General features: G+C 65.3%; 13 protein-coding genes. 11 read left to right on the forward strand and 2 right to left on the reverse strand.

The genetic code is table 11. The annotated features are described in order from the left end of the window. Positions 1–9 precede the first annotated feature (9 nt). Positions 10–594 carry a hemerythrin domain-containing protein gene (locus HZS63_RS09395; protein ID WP_180683783.1) on the forward strand — a complete coding sequence of 195 codons (585 nt, stop codon included), beginning with the start codon at positions 10–12 and terminating at the stop codon, positions 592–594. Positions 595–606: 12 nt separating this feature from the next. On the opposite strand, the gene HZS63_RS09400 is transcribed toward HZS63_RS09395, so the two are convergent. Further along, positions 607–1,959: a transaminase gene (locus tag HZS63_RS09400; RefSeq protein WP_246316270.1), complete on the reverse strand. Its 1,353-nt coding sequence runs from the start codon at positions 1,957–1,959 to the stop codon at positions 607–609. A gap of 57 nt (positions 1,960–2,016) precedes the next feature. Between HZS63_RS09400 and HZS63_RS09405 the strand changes: the two genes are divergently transcribed. Both HZS63_RS09405 and HZS63_RS09410 read left to right on the forward strand, forming a co-directional pair. Continuing rightward, positions 2,017–3,276 (forward strand): YbfB/YjiJ family MFS transporter, encoded by a 1,260-nt coding sequence (locus tag HZS63_RS09405; protein ID WP_246316271.1) that lies wholly within the window; start codon positions 2,017–2,019, stop codon positions 3,274–3,276. Positions 3,277–3,348: 72 nt separating this feature from the next. Next, the gene (locus HZS63_RS09410) at positions 3,349–4,668 is read left to right on the forward strand and encodes an NAD(P)/FAD-dependent oxidoreductase (protein WP_180683785.1); all 1,320 of its coding nucleotides are present in this window, start codon (positions 3,349–3,351) and stop codon (positions 4,666–4,668) included. An 8-nt stretch (positions 4,669–4,676) separates the two neighbouring features. Here the strand turns inward: HZS63_RS09410 and pdxR are convergent, their stop codons facing one another. After that, a complete protein-coding gene (gene pdxR / locus HZS63_RS09415; RefSeq protein WP_180683786.1) occupies positions 4,677–6,158 on the reverse strand; it encodes a MocR-like pyridoxine biosynthesis transcription factor PdxR in 1,482 nt (493 codons plus the stop codon). Between the two features lie 114 nt (positions 6,159–6,272). Between pdxR and HZS63_RS09420 the strand changes: the two genes are divergently transcribed. From HZS63_RS09420 to HZS63_RS09455, 8 genes are all read left to right on the forward strand, one after another. Beyond that, positions 6,273–7,091, forward strand: a complete 819-nt coding sequence (locus HZS63_RS09420; protein ID WP_180683787.1) for a gamma-glutamyl-gamma-aminobutyrate hydrolase family protein — start codon at positions 6,273–6,275, stop codon at positions 7,089–7,091. Between the two features lie 57 nt (positions 7,092–7,148). Then, on the forward strand, positions 7,149–8,516 hold the full coding sequence (locus tag HZS63_RS09425) for a glutamine synthetase family protein (protein WP_180683788.1): 1,368 nt from the start codon (positions 7,149–7,151) through the stop codon (positions 8,514–8,516). Positions 8,517–8,552: 36 nt separating this feature from the next. After that, a complete protein-coding gene (locus HZS63_RS09430) occupies positions 8,553–9,971 on the forward strand; it encodes an aspartate aminotransferase family protein (RefSeq protein WP_180683789.1) in 1,419 nt (472 codons plus the stop codon). A gap of 88 nt (positions 9,972–10,059) precedes the next feature. Beyond that, positions 10,060–11,190 carry an extracellular solute-binding protein gene (locus HZS63_RS09435; protein WP_180683790.1) on the forward strand — a complete coding sequence of 377 codons (1,131 nt, stop codon included), beginning with the start codon at positions 10,060–10,062 and terminating at the stop codon, positions 11,188–11,190. A gap of 102 nt (positions 11,191–11,292) precedes the next feature. Further along, the gene (locus HZS63_RS09440) at positions 11,293–12,408 is read left to right on the forward strand and encodes an ABC transporter ATP-binding protein (RefSeq protein WP_180683791.1); all 1,116 of its coding nucleotides are present in this window, start codon (positions 11,293–11,295) and stop codon (positions 12,406–12,408) included. A gap of 16 nt (positions 12,409–12,424) precedes the next feature. Beyond that, positions 12,425–13,342, forward strand: coding sequence for an ABC transporter permease (locus tag HZS63_RS09445; RefSeq protein WP_180683792.1), 918 nt, complete (start codon positions 12,425–12,427; stop codon positions 13,340–13,342). Next, complete coding sequence (locus HZS63_RS09450) at positions 13,339–14,193, forward strand: ABC transporter permease (RefSeq protein ID WP_180683793.1); 855 nt, start codon at positions 13,339–13,341, stop codon at positions 14,191–14,193. The genes HZS63_RS09445 and HZS63_RS09450 overlap by 4 nt, the downstream gene beginning before the upstream one ends. Positions 14,194–14,285: 92 nt before the next feature. Beyond that, positions 14,286–15,767: an aldehyde dehydrogenase gene (locus HZS63_RS09455; protein WP_246316272.1), complete on the forward strand. Its 1,482-nt coding sequence runs from the start codon at positions 14,286–14,288 to the stop codon at positions 15,765–15,767. The last annotated feature ends 9 nt before the right edge of the window (positions 15,768–15,776 follow it).

Raw genomic sequence — 15,776 nt, forward strand, 5'->3', positions numbered from 1 at the left:
GAGACCCGAATGAACACCCCCGACACCCTGCGTGTGATCCACGACGAGCACATGGCCCTGTCGGCCATGTTGCAATCGCTCAACCTGTTGATCCGCCAGGGCCCAGGCGAGGACCGGCGCGGCTTTTTCGACACCTTGCGGGCGATGTTGTTCTACATCGACGAATTTCCCGAGCGCTTGCACCACCCCAAGGAGTCCGATTTGCTGTTTCCGCGCGTGGTGCGGCTGGCGCCGCAAACCATGGCCGTGGTGCAGCGGCTGGAACAGGAGCACCTGCGCGGCGAACCCGCGGTACGGGCTCTGCAACACTTGCTATTGGCCTGGGAACTGCTGGGGGAGGGACGACGGGCCGCATTCGTGCATGCGTTTTCCGACTACATGGCGTTTTACCTCGAGCACATGCGGCTGGAGGAGACCGAGATCCTGCCGGTGGCGCAGCGTTGCCTTTCACAAGACGACTGGTGCGAGCTGGACGAGGCCTTTGCCGCGAACCAGGATCCGCTGACCGGCAAGTACCCAGCCACGCCCGAGTACGAACACCTGTTCCAGCGCATCCTGCGCGAGGCCCCCGCGCCCGTGGGTCTGGGGGCCTGACCGGGCCTGCCGTCAGCGAGGCAGCACGTCCAGCAGTTCGTCGAAGGCATCCAGCAGGGCTTGCACGTCCTGTGCCGAGGTGGCGGGCGAGCACAGCATCATGCTGTGGAACGGCGTGAGCAGCACCCCGCGGTTGAGCATGAACAGGTGGGTGAAGGCTTCCAGCGCCGGCTGGCCGAAGTCGCGCACGTCCTGCGCATGGCGCGGGGTCTGCGGCATGAATTGCAGTTCCATGCGGGCGCCCAGACGGGTGACGGTCCAGGGGCGGCCAGCGGCATGGATGCGTTGCATCAATCCCGCCTCCAAGGTCTGGGCGGTGTCCAGCATGTGCACATAGGTGGCCGGCGTGTGCAGGTGTTCCAGCGCGGCATGCAGGGCCGCCAGGGTCAGGGCGTTGGCGCTCAGCGTGGTGCCGATGCCGCTGTGGCCTTCGGGGGCAGCGGTCTTGGCCTCGCGCATGCGCTGGCCGACTTCTTCGGTGAAGCCGTACACCGCGCAGGGCAGGCCACCGGCCACGGCCTTGCCCGCCACCCACAGGTCGGGTCGCAGCCCATGGGCCCGGGTATAGCCGCCGACCCCGCTGGAGAGGGTGTGGGTTTCGTCGAGCACCAGCAGGGTGCCATGGCGCCGGCACAGGGCCTGCGCGGCTTCCCAGAAACCGGGCTGTGGCGGCACCAGGCCGAAGTTGGTGAGCGCGGGTTCGGCGAGCAGCAGCGCCACGTCGCCAGGGGCCAGGGCCGCTTCCAGGGCGCTCAAGTCGTTGAATGGAACCACGCGGGTGAAGGCGTCGTGGTTGTGCACCTGTCCCAATACCGAGGGCCGGGGCAGCGTGCGGCCGCTGGCCGGGTCCAGGTCGACCAGGGTGTCGTCCACCGCGCCGTGGTAGCAGCCGTCAAAAACGAGCAGTTGGGGTCGCCGGGTGATGGCCCGGGCCCAGCGCAGCACGAAGCGGTTGGCGTCGCTGGCGGTCAGGGTCATTTGCCACAGCGGCAGGCCGAAGCGTTCCTGCAACAACCGCCCCACCCGTGGCGCCAGGGTGCTGGGAAGCATGCAGGTCAGGCCCTGAGCCGCCTGCTGGGCGATGGCCTGGGCCACGGGGGCCGGGCTATGCCCGAACATGGCACCGGTGTCGCCGAGGCAGAAGTCGCGGTAGGTCAAACCGTCGGCACAGGTCAGGGCCGTGCCTTGCGCCTGTTGCACGAACAGGGTGGCGGGGCTGGGCCAGTCGCGCATCCAGTGCAGGGGCACGCCGAACAGGAAGTGCGCTTCGGCGGCCTGAGCCAGGGCCATCGATCGAGGGTGGGTGTGGACGAATCGGGTGCGTTCCTGCGCCAGCAGCGTGTCCAGGGTTGAGGCGCGGTTCATGGGGGTGTCGCTCATGTCGCATGAGCTTACGCCACAGCGGCGGTAGGATGCAGAGCCATGTCCGTTCCCGACACCAGATCCGCTTTGCATGCCATGCCGCTGTGGCAGGGGGTGATGCTGGCCGTGCTGCTGTCGCTCGGGGCGGCGGTCTCGCTGGGGGTGACACGTTTCGCCTACGGGCTGCTGCTGCCGCCGATGCGCGACGACCTGGGCTGGAGTTATGCGCTGGCCGGTGCGATGAACACCTTCAATGCGGTCGGGTATCTGCTCGGTGCGCTGTCGGTGCCGTGGCTCATGCGGCGCTGGGGGGCGGGGCCGGTGCTGGTCGCAGGAGCGGCGCTGGCCAGCGTGTTCATGGCCGGCAGCGGGTTTTTCACCGCCGCCACCCCTTTGCTTGCCCAGCGTTTGCTGGCTGGTGTGGCGAGTGCCTGGGTGTTCGTGGCGGGCGGTCTGCTGGCGGCTCGGCTGGGCGGTTTCTGGCCGCAGCGCAGTGGCTGGATTCTTGGTCTCTACTACGGCGGGACGGGTTGGGGCATTGTGGTGTCGGCGCTCGGCGTGCCGCCCACCTTGGCCTGGGCGGCGCCGCTGGCGCATGGCTGGACTTGGGCGTGGTGGTTGCTGGCGCTGGTCTGCGCCATGTCCACTGCGGTGTTGGCCGGGCTGGTGCAGGCATTGCGGCGTCTGGGGCTGGAAGTCGATGGAGGCTCCGCGGCGACCGCTTCGTCGGCTGCACCGGCGAGCCACCCGGCGTTGAGGCAACTGGGTTGGGCGCTTGGAGGCTATGCGCTGTTCGGAGTGGGCTACATCGGCTACATGACGTTCGTGATCGCGCTGTTGCGCGAGCAAGGGCATGCAGACGGCGCCATCACGGTGTTCTACACCCTGTTGGGCGTGGCGGTGGTGGGTTCGTCACGCCTGTGGGCTGGCTGGCTGGACCGTTTCCGAGGAGGGCAGGCGTTGGCACGTCTCAACGGGCTGCTGGGCGTGGCCACGGTGATGCCGGCGCTTACCTCGGCATGGGGGGCACTGCTGGCTTCCGGGCTGCTGTTCGGGGCGGTGTTCCTGTCGGTGGTGGCGTCCACCACGGCGCTGGTGCGGCACAACCTGCCGGTCACCCAATGGGCCACCGGCATCAGTGCTTTCACCATCGTGTTCGCGGTGGGCCAGATCGTCGGACCGACCGTGGTGGGCTGGATCGCGGACGGGCCCGGAGGCCTGGAGCGCGGGTTGCTGTTTTCCGCGCTGGCGCTGTGGCTGGGCAGTGCGCTGGCCTGGCGGCAGCGGCCGCTGCAAGGCAGCGGTGGTCAGGCCGGATGACCGGCGATTGGACCCCTGAAACCCCCTGTTCGGGGTTACGCTAACGGCCATTCGTCGTGGGGAAAGCGCGTCATGTTCCAGCCGTCTTTGTTGCGTTCCGATACCCTGCTCAACCAGCGCAGCTATTACGAAGTCAGTGCCGTGCGCGAGGCACCTCAGCCGCCGTTGCAGGGTTCGGTGCGGGCCGATGTGGTGGTGGTGGGTGGTGGATTTGCCGGCCTCAGCGCGGCCATCGAACTCGCCGACCGGGGCTTGCAGGTGGTGCTGCTGGAGGCCGAGCGTGTGGGTTTCGGTGCCAGCGGCCGCAATGGGGGGCAGGCCATCGTGGGATATGCCTGCGGACAGGAGCCGTTCGAGCAACAGCTGGGCCGGGAAGATGCACAACGCGCCTGGGCCATGTCGCTGGAAGGCATCGAGCTTATCGGCCAGCGCATCGAGCGTTTCGGCATCGAGTGCGATTGGGTTCGAGGCTACCTCTATGCGGCAGACTCCCCGCGCAAGGCGCGACGGCTGCTGGAAGACCTCGCGGCTCAGGAACGGGATTACGGCCTGGCCTGCGAGATCGCCACGGGTGCCGACGTGCAGCGCTACATCGGCAGCGAGCGCTACCACGCCGTGGGCTACGAGAACACCTCCGGTCATTTGCATCCGCTCAAGTACGCCCTGGGTTTGATGCGCGCGGCGCGCTCGCTCGGCGTGCGGGTGTATGAAGGCACGGTGGCCCAGGGCTTGACCGACAACGCCGAGGGGGTTTTGCTGACCACCCCGCAAGGCTCGGTGCAGGCCCGTTACGCGGTGCTGGCGGGCAACTGCATGTTGCCGGAGTATGCCCCCCGGCTCGCCGCGCCGATCCGCGATCGCATCATGCCCGTGGGCACCTATATCATCGGCACCGCACCGGTGGATGAAGCCCTGTGCCAGCGCCTCATTCCCGGCCGCGCCGCGGTCTGCGACAACAACTTCGTGCTCGACTATTTCCGTTTCAGCGCCGACCGGCGCATGCTGTTCGGCGGGCGGGTGAGCTACACCACCATGACACCGCCCCGGCTGCAGACGGTGATGCGGCGCCGCATGGTGGACATCTTTCCCGACTTGGCCGAGGTGCCGGTCGAATACGTGTGGGGCGGCTTCGTGGACATCAGCATGAACCGCGCTCCGGATTTCGGGCGCCTGTCGCCACAGGTGTATTACCTGCAGGGCTTCAGCGGTCACGGGGTGGCGCTTACCGGGCTGGCCGGGCGGGTGGTGGCGGAGGCGATTGCCGGTCAGGCCAGCCGCTTTGACGTGTTCGCTCGCCTGCGGCACCGCCCCTTTCCCGGTGGGCCGTGGCTGCGTACTCCGTTGCTGGCGCTGGGCATGCTGTGGTACCGGCTGCGCGACGCGCTGGCCTGACCGCGCCGTCAGACTGGCCGCTGCTCCAGGGCTTCGGCGATGCGTTGGCAAAGCACCGCGCCATGCCGGCGGATGGCGGACAGCGAGGCGTAGCCATAGCCGATGACGAGACCGCGCAGGTCGTTGCGTTGCAGGCAGTAGGCCGACAGCGGGCGCACGGTCAGCCCGTCGCGTGCCAGGGTCTGGGCAAGAGCCCGGTCGTCGAGGTGGCGCGGCAGGTGCAGGCACAGATGCAGGCCTTGCGCCGCGCCGCCGATGCGGGCCTGACCGTCGCGCAACAGCGGCGCCAGGTGGTCCAGCAGCACCTGGCGCCGCTCGGCGTAGGTCTGGCGCGCGCGCCGCAGCGACGAGGCGAAATGCCCCATCTCGATGAACTCGGCCAGTGCCGACTGCAGCGGCATCTGGCCGGGCCGGTTGAGGTCGTAATGGGCGCGCCGGAACGCGCCGATCAGCCCCTTGGGCACCACCAGATAGCCCAGCTTCAGCCCTGGGTAGAGCACCTTGGAAAAAGTGCCCAGATACAGCACCCGCGCCGCCGTGTCCAGCCCACACAGCGACGAAATGGGCGGGCCGGTGAAGCGAAACTCGCTGTCGTAATCGTCCTCCAGGATCCACGCCTGGTGGTGCGCCGCCATGGCCAGCAGTTGCTGGCGACGGGCCAATGACATCACCGCGCCCGTGGGGTATTGGTGCGACGGCGTGATGTAGATCATTCGCGGCGGCACACGTTCGTCCTGCGGGCTGGGGGCCATGCCGTCGCCATCCACCCCCACCGGGTGCAGGTGCAGCCCGGCGGCGGTGAAAGCCTTGACCGCGCCCCAGTACGCCGGGTCCTCGATCCAGACCGTCTCGCCATGATCGGCCAGCAGGTGTGCGCACAGCTCCATCGATTGCTGGGTGCCACTGGTGATGAGCACCTGGTCCGCATCCAGCGGCACGCTGCGCAAGATGCGCAGGTAATCGGCCACGGCGCGGCGCAGCGGGCCGTAGCCGCCCGAGTCGTTGTAGTCCAGCATGCTCGGCCCGGCTTGGCGCCAGTGTTTGTTTTGCAGCCGCTGCCACAGCGCGACCGCAAACGCGCTGAAATCGGCCGGCCCGGGGGTGAAGGGCTGGATTTCGAGGTCCGCGGCGCTGTAGCGGTGCGCCAGCGCCTCGCCTCGTTGCGACAGCCGCGTCGGGGGAGCCGGGTTTTTCGAGGCCATCATCCGGCCGCCCTGTGCCAGCGGCACCTGCTCGTGCACGAAGGTGCCGCTGCCCACGTGGCTGACCAAATAGCCCTCGACCGTGAGTTGCCCCATCGCGGCCACCACCGTGTTGCGTGACAGGCCCAAATCCTGCGCCAGATCGCGGCTGGAAGGCAGCCGGTCTCCCGCCGACAGCTTGCCCTCCAGAATGGCGCGGCGCAGCGCCTCGTACAGACGCCGGTGCAACGGCAGGTCGGCCGTCGAGCCGGGGCGGTGGATTTCAGCCAGCAGGTATTCGGACAGCATGGTGGGCATTTCGGAGTGGGCGAGACTTGCCGAACGAAGCGCTCAATGGCACCATCACAAGGCGCCTAATGGCACCCATTGTCATCCAATTTCGAGCCCACAATGCATCGAATCATGTACACCGATGTTTTTTCACACCCCCCGATGGTCTGGTTGCCGGCCGACCATCGGCTGCTCGGCGATCATGGTCACGCCATGCCCTACCTGCTGTTGGGCGACAAATATGCCCGCGCGGTCAAGGTCGGCGCCCATGCCCAGCCGGTGATGTTTCCGCTGGCCGATGCGGTGCAGGTGCCGCAACTGCTGGACCTCGTCGATGGCGTGATGCTCACCGGCTCGCCCTCCAACGTCCACCCCTCCCATTTCCATGAGGAAGTCCACGATCCCAGCCTGCCGCTGGACCCCGAGCGAGACTCCCTGACCCTCGCCCTGGTGCGGGCCTGTGTCGAGCAAGGCGTGCCGCTGCTCGGCATCTGCCGCGGGTTCCAGGAGATCAACGTGGCCCTGGGGGGCAGCCTGCACCAAGCGGTGCATACCGTGGCTGGCCTGATGGACCATCGTGAGCCCGACGGGGTGCCGATCGAGCAGCAATATGCGCCCAGTCATCCGGTGCGGCTGGAGCCAGGCTCAGCCCTGGCCGAGTGGGCAGGCGGCACCGAAGTCATGGTCAACTCCCTGCACGGGCAGGGCATCAAGCGTCTGGCCGACGGGTTGCGCCCCCTGGCGGTGGCACCTGATGGCTTGATCGAGGCGTTCGAGGTGGCAGGCGCGCGCGCCTTCGCGTATGCTTTCCAGTGGCACCCCGAATGGCGTTGCTGGGAAAACCCGTTTTATTCGGCCATCTTCCGGGCCTTTGGCGATGCGGTGCGCCGCCGCCGCCAAGCCCGGTTGCAAGAAGGCCGCGCGTTTGCGGCGACACCGGAGAAGCCCTGAGTACCAGGCCGCCGGCCGCCTGCGATGATGCGACTCTGACTTGTTCCGGTTACCGCCATGCAACACACCACCCCCCACAATTTCAACGAACTCGAACACTGGCTCAACGAACGCCGCGTCACCGAGGTCGAGTGCCTCGTGCCCGACCTCACCGGCGTGGCCCGCGGCAAGATCCTGCCGCGCGAGAAGTTCACGGAAGACCGGGGTATGCGACTGCCCCATGCCATCGTGGCCATGAGCGTGACGGGCGAGCAGCCGCCCAGCGGGCCGTATTACGACGTGATCGAGCCCACCGACCGCGACATGCAGCTCCGCCCCGACCCCACGACGGTGCGCATCGTGCCCTGGGCAGCCGACCCGACGGCGCAGGTGATCCACGACTGTTTCGATTCAAAGGGCAAGCTCGTGCCATACGCCCCACGCAGCGTGCTGCGCCGCATCTGCGACCTGTACGCCGCCGAAGGCTGGGACCCGGTGATCGCGCCCGAGCTGGAGTTCTATCTCACCGCGCGCAACACCGATTCCAACGTCCCCCTGCGCCCACCGATCGGCCGCAGTGGCCGGGCCGAAACCTCGCGCCAGGCGTACAGCATCGACGCCGTCAACGAGTTCGACCCGCTGTTCGAGGAGATCTACGAGTATTGCCACGTCATGGGCCTGAATGTGGACACACTGATCCACGAAATCGGTGCCGGGCAGATGGAGATCAACTTCTTCCACGACCACCCGCTCGGGTTGGCCGACGAGGTCTTTTTCTTCAAGCGCACCGTGCGCGAAGCCGCGCTGCGCCACGACATGTACGCCACCTTCATGGCCAAGCCGATCGCCGGCGAGCCAGGCAGTGCCATGCACATGCACCAGAGCGTGGTGAGCAAGGCTGACGGCCGCAACATTTTCAGCAACCCCGACGGCTCGCCTTCCGAGGCCTTCTTCCATTACATCGGCGGCCTGCAGAAGCACGTGCCCTCGGCCATGGCGCTGGTGGCGCCGTATGTGAACAGCTACCGCCGCCTCTCACGCTACACCGCCGCGCCCATCAACATCGAATGGGGGTATGACAACCGCACGGTCGGCATCCGCTCGCCCATTTCGTCGCCCGAGGCGCGCCGCGTGGAAAACCGCGTGATCGGGGCCGACGCCAACCCCTACCTGGCCATGGCCATGACCCTGGCCTGCGGCTACCTGGGCATGAAGAACAAAATCAAGCCCAAACCCGAGATGAAAGGCGACGCCTATCTGTCGCCCTATGCCCTGCCGCGCAGCCTGGGCGAGGCGCTGGACTGGCTGCGCCGCGACACCGACCTGCACGAAGTGCTCGGCCGCGAGTTCATCACCGTCTATACCGAAATCAAAGAGTTGGAATTCGCCGAGTTCATGAAAGTGATCTCGCCGTGGGAACGTGAGCACCTGTTGCTCCACGTCTGATCGCCCGTGCATCCCGCCCTGAACAAGGAGAAGCGCATGAATGCCCCCATTGACACCAAGAGCCTGAGCACCGCCGAGCTGCAGTCGCTCGACAGTGCCCATTTTCTGCACCCTTTCACCGACCACAAGGACCTGGCCGCCAAGGGCGCGCGTGTCATCACCCACGCCAAAGACATCTATGTCTGGGACAGCGAGGGCCAGAAGATCCTCGACGCCATGAGCGGCCTGTGGTGCGTCAACGCCGGCTACGGCCGTCAGGAATTGGCCGATGCCGCCCATGCGCAAATGATGAAGCTGCCCTTCTACAACAGCTTTTTCCAGACCACCAATGAGCCAGCGGTGCGGCTGGCCGCCCGCTTGGCGGAACTGGCCCCGGCGGTGGATGGACGCCGTTTCCAGTACGTGTTTTTCAGCTCCAGCGGCTCCGAGAGCAACGACACCAATGTGCGCATGGTGCGCCGCTATTGGGACCTGATGGGCCAGCCGCAACGCAAGGTCATCATCAGCCGGCACAACGCCTACCACGGCTCCACCATGGCAGGGGCCTCGCTGGGCGGCATGAGCGGCATGCATGCGCAGGGTGATTTGCCCATTCCCAACATCACCCACATCCAGCAGCCCTACTTCTATGAACTGGCCGAGCCCGGCGAGAGCAAAGAGGCCTTCGGCCTGCGGGCTGCGCGCTGGCTGGAAGAGAAGGTCCTGGAGATCGGTCCGGACAAGGTGGCCGCTTTCATCGCCGAGCCGGTGCAGGGCGCAGGCGGCGTCATCATCCCGCCCGAGACCTACTGGCCTGAAATCCAGCGCATCGTGGACAAGTACGGCATTCTGCTCATTTCGGACGAGGTGATTTGTGCCTTCGGTCGCCTGGGTCACTGGTTCGCCTACGAGAAATTCGGCTACAAGCCCGATCTGATCACGTTCGCCAAAGCCGTGACCAGCGGCTACGTGCCGCTGGGCGGCGTGCTCGTCGGCGACCGGGTGGCCCAGGTCTTGATCGACAAAGGCGGCGAATTCAACCACGGCTACACCTACAGCGGCCACCCCGTGGCCTGTGCGGTGGCGCTGGCCAACATCGACCTCATGGAGCGGGAAAATCTGCCCGGCCGGGTGCGTGACGACATCGGCCCCTATCTGGCCCAAACCTTCGAATCCCTCAAAGACCACCCGTTGGTCGGTGACGCCGAGACCTGTGGTTTCGTCGGCGGCCTCGTGCTGGTGCGGGACAAGGCCGCCCGCCAACCGTTCCCCGAGGACTGGGCGGTGGGCATGATGTGTCGGGCGCACTGTTTTGGCAACGGGCTGATCATGCGCGCCGTGGGCGATCGCATGATCATCGCGCCGCCGCTGACCATGACCCGGGAACAGATCGACGAAATGGCGACTCTGATACGCCATGCACTCGACTTGACGCTGCAGGAGCTGCAATTTCAGGGAAAATTCCCCGCTCGGTGACTAGAATGGCACTGGGTGCGGATATTGCTTGAAATCGGCAGGTCCGCCGTTTCGCTGGATCGTTGAACCCACACATGGAGCTAAGCGCATGAAAAAATCCCTCCTGGCCGTGGCCCTGTCCGCCGTATTTCTGGTGGCCTGTGGCAAGAAAGAAGAGCCCGCAAGCACCGCTGCTGCGCCTGCCGACACCGGCACCAAGGTGCTCAACATCTACAACTGGGACGATTACATCCCCGAGGGCATGATCGCCGCCTTCGAGCAGGAGTTCGGCATCAAGGTCAATTACGACACCTTCGAAAACAACGAAACCCTGCACGCCAAGCTGATCGCCGGCAACTCGGGTTATGACATCGTGGTGCCCACCGTTGGCTTTTCTAAGAAGCAGCTCGAAGCCGGCTTGTTCCAGCCGCTGGACAAGAGCAAGATTCCCAACCTCGCCAACCTCGACCCCACCTTCATGAAGAAGCTGGCCTCGATCGACGAGGGCAACCGCCACTACGTGCCCTGGGCCTGGGGTTTCACCACCGTGGGCATCAACCGCCAGAAGGTGGAAGCGGCGCTGGGCACGTCCGATCTGCCGGCCAATTCCTGGGAGCTGGTGTTCAACCCCGAGTACACGCGCAAGCTGCGCAGTTGCGGCATCCTGTTCCTGGATTCGCCGACCGAGATCATGCCGGCCGCCCTGCACTACATCGGCAAAGATCCGTACAGCAACAACCCGGATGACATCCGCGCCGCTGGCGAGATGCTGGCCCAGGTGCGCCCGGACATCCGGCTGTTTTCCAGCAACATGATCGACGACATCGCCGGCGGCCTCGGTTGTGCTTTCGTGGGTTGGTCCGGTGACATCAACATCGCCGCCGACCGCGTCAAGGAGCAAGGCGGCAGGGATGAGATCGTGCCCTTGCTGCCGAGCACCGGCGGGGTGTTTTTCGTGGACGTGATGGCCATTCCGGCCGATGCCCGCAACGTCGAGAACGCCCACCTGTTCATCAACTTCTTCCTGCGGCCTGAAAACGCCGCCGCCATGGCCAACGAGATGAACTATCCCACCGGCAACAAGGCCGCGCTGCCGCTGATCAACGACGAGATCAAGAACAACGAGACCATCTTCCTCAGCGAAGAGAACATGGCCCGTCTGATTCCGTCGGGCGGTTACGCCAATGAAATCAGCGGGGTGCTCAACGAGGTTTACAACGCGTTCAAGCGCGGCCGCTGAACGCGGTTGTCTGGAATCATGGATTCCGCAGGGGGCTGGTGCTAGCTATCAGCCCTTTTTTTCTGGGTGTGCTCTTGGTGATGAAAGGTTGAGGGAGCGCTCATGACTCTGGCTGCAAAAAACCCCGCTTCGGGCGAAGGGTATTTGGTCACCGACAAACTGGTGAAACGGTTCGATGACACGGTCGCCGTGGACGAGGTGTCGCTGTCCATCGGCAAGGGCGAGATCTTCGCCCTGCTGGGGAGTTCCGGTTGCGGCAAGTCCACCCTGCTGCGGATGCTGGCCGGTTTCGAAACGCCCACGTCCGGACGCATCCTGCTCGGTGGGCAGGACGTGGCGAACATGCCTCCGTATGTGCGCCCGGTCAACATGATGTTCCAGAGCTATGCGCTGTTTCCGCACTTGAGCATCTGGGAAAACGTGGCCTTTGGTCTCAAGCGCGAGGGGTTGCCCCAGCCCGAAATCCAGAAACGCACCAACGAAATGCTCAATCTGGTGCAGCTCGGGCCTTATGCGAAGCGCAAACCGCACCAGCTCTCGGGCGGGCAGCAGCAGCGCGTGGCCCTGGCGCGCAGCCTGGCCAAGCGGCCCAAGCTGCTCCTGCTCGACGAGCCCCTGGGCGCGCTCGACAAGAAGCTGCGTGAACAGACGCAGTTCGAGCTCGTCAACATCATCGAACAGGTGGGCGTGACCTGCGTGATGGTGACGCACGACCAGGAAGAGGCCATGACCATGGCCAACCGCATCGCGGTCATGAGCAAGGGACGGGTGCTGCAAGTGGGCACGCCGGAGCAGGTGTACGAGTACCCTTGCAACCGTTTCGTGGCCGACTTCATCGGCAACGTCAACCTGTTCGAGGGACGGCTGTCGGTGGACGAGGCCGACCGCTGCGCCGTCAGCACGTCCATTGGTGAGATTCATGTCGGGCACGGGGTCAGCGGAACGCTGGACATGCCGATCGTGGTGGCCGTGCGGCCCGAGAAGATCGCCATCAGCAAGGTCGCGCCGACCGACGTGCCTTGCAACCTGTTCCGTGGGCGGGTCAAGGAAATCGCCTACTTTGGCTCCTACAACACCTACATCGTCCAGACGCCGGACGGGCGCAAGGTCAAGGTCACCGAGGCCAACACTTCGCGCCACGACCTTTCGGACATCACCTGGGAGGACGAGGTGTATTTCTGGTGGCGGCCCCGCGCCAGTGTGGCGTTGCGCGACTGAACCGACAGGGGCACCCATGGCTCTGAAATTCACCCTGCCCGGCCGCCGCTTCGTGATCGCGGTGCCCTACGCGTGGCTGCTCACGTTCTTCCTGTTGCCGTTCCTGATCGTGCTCTACATCAGCTTCGTCGATCAGGGCACCAGCATCCACCCCTTCCTGCCGCTGTGGGACCCTGACACGGGCGTGCTGCATCTGCGCTACGAAAATTACCTCTCGATTTTCCGTACCCACGAAGGTGCGCCGCTGTTCCGAACCATTTACATCGAGGCCTATGGCCGTTCGGTGTATTACGCGGCCATCACCGCCTTGCTGTGCCTGCTCATCGGCTACCCCTTCGCCTATTTCATCGCCCGTGCGCCCGAGGGCATCCGGCCGGTGCTGCTGCTGATGGTGATGCTGCCCTTCTGGACGGCTTTCCTCCTGCGCGTCTATGCCTGGCGCGGCCTGCTGAGCGACCGCGGCATCATCAACCAGTTCTTCATGGCGATCGGGCTCACCAGCGAGCCCATCCGCATGGTCTATACCGATGTTTCCATGATCGTCGGCATGACCTATGTGTACCTGCCGTTCATGGTCCTGCCGCTGTATGCCAATCTGGTGAAGATGGACACCCGTTTGCTGGAGGCCGCGTACGACCTGGGGACCACGCCATTCAAGGCATTCTGGTTGATCACGGTGCCGCTGTCCAAGGCGGGCATCATCGCCGGCTGCATGCTGGTGTTCATTCCCTGTGTGGGCGAATTCGTCATTCCCTCCCTGCTGGGCGGACCGCAAAACCAGATGATCGGCCGTGTGGTGTGGGATGAGATGTTCCTGGGCAACAACTGGCCGCGTGCCACGGCGCTGGCGGTGGTCATGATCCTGCTCATCGTGGTGCCCCTGGCCATTTACTACCACTACAGCGGCAAGCAGCAGCAAGGAGAGCGGGCATGATGCGCTTTCTCGAAAGGCACTTGGGCAAGTTCTGGCTGACGATTGTCTACGCCTTTCTCTACCTGCCGCTGGTGTTCATGATCGTGTTCTCGTTCAACAGCACGCGGCAGGATGCCCGGTTCACCGGCTTTTCGCTGCGCTGGTATGAGGCGCTGTTCAACGACAACCGCATCATCGAAGGGTTCTGGACCTCGCTCAAGGTGGCCACCACGGTGGGCGTGCTGTCGGCCACGCTCGCCACGTTCGCGGCGTTCGTGTTGGTGCGCTACCGCAAGTTTTTCGGGCGCACCCTGTTTTCCGGGATGGTCAGCGCGCCACTGGTCATGCCCGAGGTGATCATCGGCCTGTCGCTGTTGCTGCTCTTCGTGGGCTCGCAGAACCTGTTCGGCTGGCCGCAGCGCGGCCTCATGACGATCATCATCGGCCACACCTTGTTGGGCATGGCGTTTGCCGTGGTGGTGATCCAGAGCCGATTGCAGGACATGAACCGCAGCCTGGAAGAAGCCGCCATGGACCTGGGCGCGCGGCCGCACCAGGTGTTCTTTCTCGTCACGCTGCCCAACATCTCGCAGGCCATTCTGGCGGCGTTCCTGCTCTCGTTCACGCTGTCGTTCGACGACGTGGTGATCGCCGAATTCCTCTCCGGCCCGGGTGTCAACACCCTGCCCCAGGTGATCTACGGCTATGCGCGGCGCGGCATCAACCCCACCATCTACGCGGCGGCCACGCTGCTCATCCTCACGGTGACGGTGATCGTGGTGAGCTACGCCGTGTGGGTGGCACGCTCCACACGCAAGCGGGCGCGCGAGATCGCGGCGGCCGAGCGACAGGAGTTGAAAGCGCTCGGCTGATCCCCGCTGGCACCGCGGAGTTGGTCTGCAATGGCTGCCCGTTTACGGTCTGAGCGGCGGTAAGATGGGGTCCATTTTCAGGAGACCTGCACATGACCCTATCCATGCCCAACCTCCAGTTCGATGGCCGTGCCTTCATCGATGGTCAGCGGGTGGCCGCCCGCAGCGGCGAGGTGTTTGATTGCATCTCGCCGGTGGATGGCCGCGTCCTGACCCAGGTGGCGCGCGGCGCTCAAGCCGACATCGACGCCGCTGTGCAGGCGGCCCGGGCCGCATTCGAGGACCGACGCTGGGCCGGCAAGGCCCCGGCACAGCGCAAGCGCATCCTCATCAAGTTTGCCGAACTCGTTCTGGCGCATGGCGACGAACTGGCCCTGACCGAAACCCTGGACATGGGCAAACCGGTGAAGTACGCCAAGGGCGTGGACGTGAACAGCACGGCCAATTGCATCCGCTGGTACGGTGAGGCGGTGGACAAGGTCTATGACGAGATCGCCCCCACCCCCGAGACGGCGCTGGCGCTCATCACCCGCGAGCCGGTGGGCGTGGTGGGGGTGATCGTGCCCTGGAACTACCCCATGATCATGGCCGCGTGGAAAATCGCTCCAGCGCTGGCCGCGGGCAACTCGGTGGTGCTCAAGCCGTCGGAAAAGAGTCCGCTCACGGCACTGCGGCTGGCCGACCTGGCGCTGGAGGCGGGCATTCCGCCCGGTGTGTTCAACGTGGTGCCTGGTTTCGGCCCCGAGGCCGGCAGCCCGCTGGCGCTGCACATGGACGTGGACTGCATCGCCTTCACCGGCAGCACGCGTGTGGGCAAGCAGATCCACGTGATGGCGGGGCAGAGCAACCTCAAGCGCGCCTGGACCGAGCTGGGCGGCAAGTCGCCCAACATCGTCTTTGCCGATTGCCCGGATCTGGACCGTGCCGTGGAGGCCGCGGTGGGCAGCATCTTCTTCAACCAGGGTGAAAGCTGCAACGCGCCCTCGCGCCTGTTCGTGGAGGCGTCCATCAAGGACGCCTTCCTCGACAAGGCACTGGCGCTGGTGCCGCGCTACCAGCCGGCCAACCCGCTGGACAAGTCCACGGTGATGGGTGCCATCGTGGACAAGGTGCAGATGGACACCGTGCTGCGCTACATCGACAGCGGCCGCAGCGAAGGCGCCAAACTGCTGGTCGGCGGTGAGGCGGCCGAGCCGGTGAAGGGCGGCTTCTATGTGCAACCCACTATTTTCGACGGCGTGAAGAACGACATGACGATTGCCCGCGAGGAGATCTTCGGCCCGGTGCTCTCGGTGCTGAGCTTCACCGACGTGGCCGACGTGGTGCGCCAGGCCAACGCCAACATCTACGGCCTGCAGGCGGCGGTCTGGACGCGCGACCTCAACAAGGCCCACGGCGTGGCGCGCGCCCTGCGCGCCGGCACGGTGCATGTGAACCAGTACGACGAGGACGACATCACCGTGCCGTTCGGTGGCTTCAAACAGAGCGGTGTGGGCCGCGACAAGTCGCTGCACGCGCTCGACAAGTACACCGAAATCAAGACCACCTGGATTCGCATCGACTCGCCGCTGTGAGCGGCGGGT

The organism is Tepidicella baoligensis, assembly GCF_013432195.1.
GTDB classification, from domain to species: Bacteria; Pseudomonadota; Gammaproteobacteria; order Burkholderiales; family Burkholderiaceae_C; genus Tepidicella; species Tepidicella baoligensis.

Bases quoted from the DNA above. Each gene is read 5' to 3' on its own strand.
- HZS63_RS09430 (WP_180683789.1), top strand. From the start codon at position 8,553: ATGAATGCCCCCATTGACACCAAGAGCCTGAGCACCGCCGAGCTGCAG.
- HZS63_RS09455 (WP_246316272.1), top strand. From the start codon at position 14,286: ATGACCCTATCCATGCCCAACCTCCAGTTCGATGGCCGTGCCTTCATC.
- HZS63_RS09425 (WP_180683788.1), top strand. From the start codon at position 7,149: ATGCAACACACCACCCCCCACAATTTCAACGAACTCGAACACTGGCTC.
- HZS63_RS09445 (WP_180683792.1), top strand. From the start codon at position 12,425: ATGGCTCTGAAATTCACCCTGCCCGGCCGCCGCTTCGTGATCGCGGTG.
- HZS63_RS09435 (WP_180683790.1), top strand. From the start codon at position 10,060: ATGAAAAAATCCCTCCTGGCCGTGGCCCTGTCCGCCGTATTTCTGGTG.
- pdxR (WP_180683786.1), bottom strand. From the start codon at position 6,158: ATGCTGTCCGAATACCTGCTGGCTGAAATCCACCGCCCCGGCTCGACG.
- HZS63_RS09395 (WP_180683783.1), top strand. From the start codon at position 10: ATGAACACCCCCGACACCCTGCGTGTGATCCACGACGAGCACATGGCC.
- HZS63_RS09450 (WP_180683793.1), top strand. From the start codon at position 13,339: ATGATGCGCTTTCTCGAAAGGCACTTGGGCAAGTTCTGGCTGACGATT.
- HZS63_RS09420 (WP_180683787.1), top strand. From the start codon at position 6,273: ATGTACACCGATGTTTTTTCACACCCCCCGATGGTCTGGTTGCCGGCC.
- HZS63_RS09440 (WP_180683791.1), top strand. From the start codon at position 11,293: ATGACTCTGGCTGCAAAAAACCCCGCTTCGGGCGAAGGGTATTTGGTC.
- HZS63_RS09400 (WP_246316270.1), bottom strand. From the start codon at position 1,959: ATGAACCGCGCCTCAACCCTGGACACGCTGCTGGCGCAGGAACGCACC.
- HZS63_RS09410 (WP_180683785.1), top strand. From the start codon at position 3,349: ATGTTCCAGCCGTCTTTGTTGCGTTCCGATACCCTGCTCAACCAGCGC.
- HZS63_RS09405 (WP_246316271.1), top strand. From the start codon at position 2,017: ATGTCCGTTCCCGACACCAGATCCGCTTTGCATGCCATGCCGCTGTGG.